The 6,376-nt window shown below is 67.1% G+C and carries 8 protein-coding genes; 3 read left to right on the top strand and 5 right to left on the bottom strand.

The window, feature by feature from the left end:
- Positions 1 to 7: 7 nt before the first annotated feature.
- Positions 8 to 628: a DUF6875 domain-containing protein gene (locus tag ACWEKS_RS19300; protein WP_452341350.1), complete on the bottom strand. Its 621-nt coding sequence runs from the start codon at positions 626 to 628 to the stop codon at positions 8 to 10.
- Positions 629 to 908: 280 nt separating this feature from the next.
- Complete coding sequence (locus ACWEKS_RS19295; RefSeq protein ID WP_452341349.1) at positions 909 to 2,300, bottom strand: glycine--tRNA ligase; 1,392 nt, start codon at positions 2,298 to 2,300, stop codon at positions 909 to 911.
- Positions 2,301 to 2,448: 148 nt separating this feature from the next.
- Here ACWEKS_RS19295 and ACWEKS_RS19290 point away from each other — a divergent pair, with 148 nt between their 5' ends.
- The gene (locus ACWEKS_RS19290) at positions 2,449 to 2,844 is read left to right on the top strand and encodes an ArsR/SmtB family transcription factor (protein ID WP_040861788.1); all 396 of its coding nucleotides are present in this window, start codon (positions 2,449 to 2,451) and stop codon (positions 2,842 to 2,844) included.
- Positions 2,845 to 2,847: 3 nt separating this feature from the next.
- On the top strand, positions 2,848 to 3,258 hold the full coding sequence (locus ACWEKS_RS19285; protein ID WP_354835448.1) for a Fur family transcriptional regulator: 411 nt from the start codon (positions 2,848 to 2,850) through the stop codon (positions 3,256 to 3,258).
- Positions 3,259 to 3,328: 70 nt separating this feature from the next.
- Here ACWEKS_RS19285 and ACWEKS_RS19280 read toward each other — a convergent pair whose 3' ends face one another.
- On the bottom strand, positions 3,329 to 4,294 hold the full coding sequence (locus ACWEKS_RS19280) for a hypothetical protein (protein WP_452341348.1): 966 nt from the start codon (positions 4,292 to 4,294) through the stop codon (positions 3,329 to 3,331).
- A 101-nt stretch (positions 4,295 to 4,395) separates the two neighbouring features.
- Here ACWEKS_RS19280 and ACWEKS_RS19275 point away from each other — a divergent pair, with 101 nt between their 5' ends.
- Positions 4,396 to 5,028: a TetR/AcrR family transcriptional regulator gene (locus ACWEKS_RS19275; protein ID WP_452341347.1), complete on the top strand. Its 633-nt coding sequence runs from the start codon at positions 4,396 to 4,398 to the stop codon at positions 5,026 to 5,028.
- Positions 5,029 to 5,058: 30 nt separating this feature from the next.
- Here the strand turns inward: ACWEKS_RS19275 and ACWEKS_RS19270 are convergent, their stop codons facing one another.
- Both ACWEKS_RS19270 and ACWEKS_RS19265 read right to left on the bottom strand, forming a co-directional pair.
- Positions 5,059 to 5,466, bottom strand: a complete 408-nt coding sequence (locus ACWEKS_RS19270; protein WP_452341346.1) for a hypothetical protein — start codon at positions 5,464 to 5,466, stop codon at positions 5,059 to 5,061.
- Entirely contained in the window at positions 5,463 to 6,266 is an 804-nt protein-coding gene (locus ACWEKS_RS19265; protein ID WP_364617730.1) for an isoprenyl transferase, read from the bottom strand. Before ACWEKS_RS19265 ends, ACWEKS_RS19270 begins: the two co-directional genes overlap by 4 nt.
- Positions 6,267 to 6,376 lie beyond the last annotated feature (110 nt).

Here is a 6,376-nt window from a genome sequence, read left to right as displayed (position 1 = left end):
GAACTACCTAACTGCCGGCCGAGCAGGATGCGTCGTCGTCGGCGCCCAACTCGTAGGCGGGCACCAAGGCGGGATGAGATGTCAAGCGCTCCACCATGACCGAGCGCACGTGCGCGGGCAGCCCCGGCGCGAACTTGCGCACGAAGGCGTCGGCCCACTCCGGCCTGTCGAGCAGGAACGGAAAATCGGTCGTCATCATGCTGCGCACCACCAACATCGGCATCGGTGCGTCCAACGGCCGAAAATCCTTGTTCCACAGGCCCGCTTGGTCACAGCCCGGATAGAATTGCCCGAGCATGATGCCGCGTTCCACGAATTTGGTCTTGAATTCATCGTGGATCTCATCGATCAGCGAACAATCCGTCAAATTCGGGAATACGGTGATCAATGCGCGCAGCACGGAGGTGGAACTGCCGTTCCCCGTGGGCAGTCCGGAATAGACCTCCAGCGCGTCACGGATGATCGCGCGCACCGACGTCGGCCGCGGCTCCACCGCTGGAACCTGAGCCAGCCACATCAGGTCTCGCCGCATGGCCGGCCGGACATACGGGCAGACCGGCCCGTCGCGGCCCAGTTCGTCACTGGGTCGGGTCAGATAGGACTCGGCCCATGATCGAAATGCCGCCACCGTGGATCGGGCGGCAGGGCACGATGATCCGGTGTCCCCCAATGAGACCCATTGCAGCCCCGAGCGGGGGCCGATAACACGCTCGCTCATGACTCACCTCGGATGATCGAGCTACGGCAGAGATGCGCCGTTGCCCACATCCTTAAATAGTGCTCCGGTCATGGGCCGTTAACGTGAGTAGTCGGTTACCCAATTTCGTGACACCGCCCCGGATTTCGGGGGCAATGGAATAAAGAAAAGACCGGTCAGGCATTGACCGGTCTTTCCTGTGAACCTGGGATCAGGCGCCGATGAGGCGCGCCGCCAGGTAGCCCTCCACCTGGTCGAGAGCGATGCGCTGCTGGGCCATCGAGTCCCGCTCGCGCACGGTGACGGCCTGGTCCTCCAGCGTGTCGAAGTCGACCGTGATGCAGAACGGGGTGCCGATCTCGTCCTGACGACGGTAGCGGCGGCCGATCGCCCCGGCGTCGTCGAAGTCCACGTTCCAGTTCCGGCGCAGCTGCGCGGCCAGGTCCTTGGCCTTCGGCGACAGGTCCGCATTACGCGACAACGGCAGGACAGCCGCCTTGACGGGCGCCAGGCGCGAGTCCAGGCGCAGGGTGGTGCGAGTCTCCATGGTGCCCTTGGCCGTCGGCACCTGCTCCTCGTGGTACGCGTCGACCAGGAAGGCCATCAGCGAGCGGGTCAGGCCGGCCGCCGGCTCGATCACGAACGGGATGAAGCGCTCGTTGGTGTTCTGATCGAAGAAGCTCAGATCCGTGCCGGAATGCTCGGAATGGGTCTTCAGGTCGAAGTCGGTCCGGTTGGCGACGCCCTCGAGCTCACCCCACTCGGAGCCCTGGAAGCGGAAGCGGTACTCGATGTCCACCGTGCGGGTGGAGTAGTGCGAGAGCTTGTCCTTCGGGTGCTCGAACAGCCGCAGGTTCTCCGGGTCGATGCCCAGGTCGGTGTACCAGGCCAGGCGGGTGTCGATCCAGTACTGGTGCCACTGCTCGTCCTCGCCCGGCTTGACGAAGAACTCCATCTCCATCTGCTCGAACTCGCGGGTGCGGAAGATGAAGTTGCCCGGGGTGATCTCGTTGCGGAACGACTTACCGATCTGCGCGATGCCGAACGGCGGCTTCTTGCGCGCGGTGGTCTCGACGTTCTTGTAGTTCACGAAGATGCCCTGCGCGGTCTCCGGGCGCAGGTAGTGCATGCCTTCTTCGGATTCGACCGGGCCCAGGTAGGTCTTCAGCATCATGTTGAAGTCCTTGGGCTCGGTCCACTTGCCCACGGTGCCGCAGTCGGGGCACACGACGAGCTCCATGGACACCGAGTCCGGGTCGTCGATCTTGTTCTTCTCGGCGTACGCCTCCTGCAGGTGGTCCTGCCGGTGCCGCTTGTGGCAGTTGAGGCATTCCACCAGCGGGTCGTTGAACACCGCGACGTGGCCCGAGGCCACCCACACCGGACGCGGCAGGATGATCGACGAGTCCAGGCCGACCACGTCGTCGCGGCTGGTCACCATGGACCGCCACCACTGCCGCTTGATGTTCTCCTTGAGTTCGACGCCCAGCGGACCGTAGTCCCAGGCCGACCTCGTTCCGCCGTAAATCTCACCGCTCGGGTACACGAGACCCCGACGCTTGGCGAGATTGGCGACGGTGTCCACCTTCGACTTGGGTGCCACTGAACAGTTCTCCATCCGTGTCCGGAAGATTGCAAAGGATTCGGTCCAGACTATCTGCCGCGTGCTACGGGTTTAACACCGTGTCGCGTTTGACATGCGTACACATGCATATAAGAATGGCATCGGTTTCCAATAAGGAGTTGGTTCGATGACCACGGACAGCGGCGCGCCCCTGCGGCGCTCCCACGTCGCGACGGAGACCCCGGCCGCGATCCCCCACGACCCGTACCCCTACCGGTCGCCCCAGCCGCCGGCCGTACCGTCGCGCACCATTCTGGACTCCGCCGGAGAACTGTTGCGCGCACTGGCGGCGCCCGTCCGCATTGCCATTGTGCTCCAGCTCCGGGAGTCGCCGCGCTGCGTGCACGAACTGGTCGATACCCTCGGAGTGACCCAGCCGCTGATCAGCCAGCACCTGCGCATCCTCAAGTCCGCCGGGGTGGTGCGCGGTGAGCGCACCGGCCGCGAGGTCATCTATGAACTGGTCGACGAACATCTCGCGCACATAGTCATCGACGCGGTCGCACACGCCGAGGAAGGGTGATCCGTGGGAACAAGCGAGAAGACCGTTGGGGTCCGCAGCACCCGTCAGCGCAGTGCAATCGCCGCCCTGCTCGCGGACATCGACGAATTCCGCTCCGCACAGGAGCTGCACGACGAACTTCGCAAGCGCGGTGAGGGCATCGGGCTGACCACGGTGTACCGCACCCTGCAGTCGCTCGCCGACGCCGGGATGGTCGACGTGCTGCGCACCGACACCGGGGAATCGGTGTACCGGCAGTGCTCCACCGGGCACCATCATCACCTGGTCTGCCGCCAGTGCGGCCGGACCGTCGAGGTGGAGGGGCCGACCGTGGAGGCCTGGGCGGACTCGATCGCCACCGAGCACGGGTTCACCGATATCAGCCACACCATGGAGATCTTCGGCACCTGCCAGAACTGCTGCCACAAGAGCTGACAGCGAGAAGCCGCGCGCCCCTTGCCCATTGGGCGGGAGGCGCGCGGCTTTTGCTGTCCGGATGCCGAGTTCAGGCCGCGGGCACCAGGTCCGGGGCGAGAGCCGGGACGGTCCGCCGAGTGCGGGCGATCCCCGCACCGAGGAGAGCGAGACCGGCCGCGGCCCAGCACAGCAGGACCGTCAGCGGGCCCGCGATGGCGGCGTCACCGAAGAAGGCCGTCGAGCGGAGCAGGGTGGCGGCGGCGCCGGGCGGCAGCAGCTGGCCGATCTCGCCCCACGGCTTGGGCAGCAGTTCGGGCGCGGAGGTGGCTCCGGAGAAGGGGTTTCCGACCAGCAGCATGGTGAGCGCGCCCAGGCCGATGCCGGCCTGACCGAGCACGGCGGCCAGACCGACCACGGTGCCGGCGACGGCGAGAGACACCAGTCCGCTGATCGAGGCCATGGTCAGGTACGCGCCGGGCAGCAGATGCAGCCAGCCCTGGACGATCGACATGCTCAGCAGCCCACCGGCGATCGCGAAGACGGCCAGGCCGAGAGCACGGGCGCGCAGCGACGGCACCAGCAGGGTCAGCAGCACGCCGCCGGCCAGGCCGGACATCACCAGCGGGAGAACCATTGCACCGAAACCGCTTCCGCGCGGATCGTGGACGTCGGCGGCGACCACGTCCTGCACCGGTGCCGCCTGCGTGCCGTTCAGCTGTTGCGCGAAGGCCGAGAGCTGCTGGGCCACAATCGGACTCGCGGCCGATGCGATCAGCACCCGGGGCTGCCCACCGGTCAGGATGGCCCCGTATACATCTCGATGCTCGATGGCGTCGCGAGCGGTGGATTCGTCTGCGACGGTGCGGATGTCGAAGCCGCCGGGCTCGCGATCGGTCAGCTGCCGGGCAACCGCGGCGGCCTGCGGGCCGGTGATGGCGATGGGTAGATCCCGGGGCGCGACCCGGGCGGCGGGCCAGGCGAAGGCGATGAGCATCAGGGCCTGAATGGCGGCCGCGGCGAGACCGAGGGCGAGGGAGCGCTGGACTGTGTTCATGACCCATCCAAAGAAAGCGAAGGTTCGTTCTTTTATTGGGGACAAGGCTGACATCCCAATGTCCCCTTGTCAAGAACGGATATTCGTTTTACTTTGGGCGCATGCCCAGAGTCAGCGAGGAACACCTGGAACGCCGCCGGCAGCAAATTCTCGACGCCGCGCAGACCTGCTTCGCCCGCAAGGGCCTGCACGCCACCACCATGCAGGACGTCTTCGCCGAATCCGGACTGTCGGCCGGGGCGGTCTACCGGTACTTCAAGTCCAAGGACGACATCATCAAGGACCTCGCCACCGACGCCACCGTCGACCTGCGCGCGGCCCTCAGCGAAGCCGTCTACAGCGACCCGCTCCCCACGCCCCCGGACCTGGTCCGCATCATGTGCGAGGCCATCGTCCGGCTCAGCGTCCCCGGCGGGCCGGTCCGCATCATCCCGCAGGCCTGGTCGCTGGCCCTGACCGACGCCAATATCGCCGACTACGTCCGCACCAATATCCTCGGCATCCGCCGCCTCTGGTTCGACTACGCCGAGCGCATGCGCGACGTCGGCTGGCTCCCCCCGGACGCCGACACCGACGCGGTGGCCAAGATCTTCCTCGGCCTACTACCCGGCTTCATCCTGCAGCACCTCATCCTCGGCGACGTCGACCCCGACACCTTCGCGCGCGGCATCACCGAGATCCTCCCCGACCACCGTCGCGCCGCCGAGGCCGCGACCGAATCCGCCCGAGCCTGAACCGATCCCGGGCGGCACCGGGTACCGACGTCAGGGCAGCAGGCCCTGGCGGGCACGGCCCGCCCCGGAGAGGGTCAGCAGCAGGATGGTGGCCAGAGGCTCGTCCTCGAGCCCCGCGGCCGGGAAGGTGTAGCGCAGGATGACATCCGCGAGCTTCTCGCGGGACGCCACGGTGAGCGTGCCGAACTGGAGCGCGGCATTGCGTTCGGCGACCCGCTTGTGCAGCTGCGGTTTCACCGGGCGATCCCAGGCCAGGATGCACATGAGCGCCAGCACATCCAGGCCGGGCGAGAGGTTGACGCCGCGCAGCGAGCACAGCGCGCCCTCGTACTCGAAGCCGAGGCCGCCGTCCTCCTCGCGAACCTCCACGCCGTAGCGCAGCAGCAGGGCGCGGGCGCGGTCCTGGAGCGCCTCGGCCGGGGTGAGCTGGTCGGTCATTTCACGCCTCCGAAGCGACGGTCACGCTTGGCGTACTCCAGGCAGGCGTCCCAGAGGTTGCGGCGGTCGAAATCGGGGAAAAGCGTTTCCTGGAACACGAATTCGGCGTACGCGGCCTGCCAGATCAGGAAGTTGGAGGTGCGCAGTTCACCCGAGGGACGCAGGAACAGGTCCACGTCCGGCATATCGGGTTCGTCGAGGTAGCGGGCCACGGTGGCCTCGGTGATCTTCTCCGGGTCGAGTTCCCCGGCGGCCACCCGGCGCGCGATTTCCCTTGCGGCGTCGGCGATCTCGGCGCGGCCGCCGTAGTTGACGCACATGGTGAGGGTCATCACCGTATTGTCCCGGGTGAGCTCCTCCGCGATCTCCAATTCCTTGATCACGCTGCGCCACAGGCGCGGTCGGCGGCCGGCCCAGCGCACCCGCACCCCCATCTCGTGCATCTCGTCGCGACGGCGGCGGATCACATCGCGATTGAAGCCCATCAGGAAGCGCACCTCGTCGGGGCTGCGCCGCCAGTTCTCGGTGGAGAAGGCGTAGGCCGACAGCCACTTCACGCCCATCTCGATACAGCCCTCGACGGTGTCCATGAGCACCGCCTCGCCGCGCTCGTGGCCCGCGGTGCGGGGCAGCCCGCGCTCCTGGGCCCAGCGGCCGTTGCCGTCCATCACCAGCGCCACATGCCTGGGCACGAATTCCGCCGGAATCGCCGGCGGCTTCGCCCCCGACGGATGCGGCGACGGCGGCCGCACAACACGCTGCTCAGTCGATGACTTCCGGTTCCCGATCACGACCACCATCCTGCCCGACGCTCCGCGAGGCCGGACGGCGCCCACACCATTGCCACCGGACCTCCACATTTCCTCCACCGGACGGCGTACGGCGGCGGGGAAACCGGCATTTCCCCGCC

It is taken from the genome of Nocardia sp. NPDC004711, from assembly GCF_053601595.1.
Note: the sequence above shows the minus strand (reverse complement) of the source record. Positions and strands in the feature narration are given on the sequence as shown.

Excerpts from the sequence above, each read along its gene's own strand:
- ACWEKS_RS19290 (WP_040861788.1), top strand. The coding sequence starts at position 2,449 with ATGACCACGGACAGCGGCGCGCCCCTGCGGCGCTCCCACGTCGCGACG.
- ACWEKS_RS19280 (WP_452341348.1), bottom strand. The coding sequence starts at position 4,294 with ATGAACACAGTCCAGCGCTCCCTCGCCCTCGGTCTCGCCGCGGCCGCC.
- ACWEKS_RS19275 (WP_452341347.1), top strand. The coding sequence starts at position 4,396 with ATGCCCAGAGTCAGCGAGGAACACCTGGAACGCCGCCGGCAGCAAATT.
- ACWEKS_RS19270 (WP_452341346.1), bottom strand. The coding sequence starts at position 5,466 with ATGACCGACCAGCTCACCCCGGCCGAGGCGCTCCAGGACCGCGCCCGC.
- ACWEKS_RS19265 (WP_364617730.1), bottom strand. The coding sequence starts at position 6,266 with ATGGTGGTCGTGATCGGGAACCGGAAGTCATCGACTGAGCAGCGTGTT.